This is a genomic window from Bradyrhizobium sp. 142, from assembly GCF_023074015.1.
Lineage (GTDB): Bacteria > Pseudomonadota > Alphaproteobacteria > Rhizobiales > Xanthobacteraceae > Bradyrhizobium.
Genome location: NZ_JADPKQ010000163.1, coordinates 1 through 700 on the forward strand (window position 1 = coordinate 1; position 700 = coordinate 700).

Here is a 700-nt window from a genome sequence, read left to right on the forward strand (position 1 = left end):
GCATCGTCGGAGACAGCCGCCGCTCGAATTCCCGGAATAAATCGCAGAACCGGCTGTAGCCATAACCTTCCGGATGGACCGCCCGGTACTCCTCCCACAGCACCATCAGATTGACGCCAGGCCGCTTCAGCTCACAGGCCAGCGAGGCCCAATCCGGCTCAGCTCGCCGGCGGAAGCCGCGCCTGACGCCGGCATGGGCAAACAGACGTTGTTCAAGAACGGCGTCGGTCAGATCGCCCGCCAACGGCCACGCCAGCCCGGCAGTCGAGGCACGCTTGAGATTGTCCTGGATGGTGCTGCGCGCCACCCCGAGCGTGCGCCCGATCTCCCGGGCGCTCACCCCATCACGGGCAAGCCGCAGCATCTGTCGTATCTGTCGCATGGTCAGTTCTCTCTTGGCCGGCATCCGCTTCCCCTCGTTGATCAACGAGGGACTTGATGCCTGAGGGACTGACCCAAACGAAAACGCCGACTTCCAAAACCCGGCCGGCTTCAAATCGGAATGCCGGCCGGTTTCATTTCGGAATCGTGGCCGGCTTCAAATCGGAACGATGGCCGGCTTCAAGTCGGAATACCCGGCCGGAATAAATCGGAATCCGCATCCAAGGTTTTAAACCAGGTAAGCGACCCTATAAGCGAACGCGAAATGGGAAGCGATGCACCGCCAGGAGTCGGAGAACGTAATAGTACCTGAAGCGCG

At 61.1% G+C, this 700-nt stretch carries 1 protein-coding gene; it reads right to left on the reverse strand.

The genetic code is table 11. The features are described from left to right. Positions 1–364 (reverse strand): helix-turn-helix domain-containing protein (locus tag IVA82_RS15025; RefSeq protein WP_247493361.1); only part of this gene is annotated, 364 nt, incomplete at its 3' end. Between the last annotated feature and the right edge of the window lie 336 nt (positions 365–700).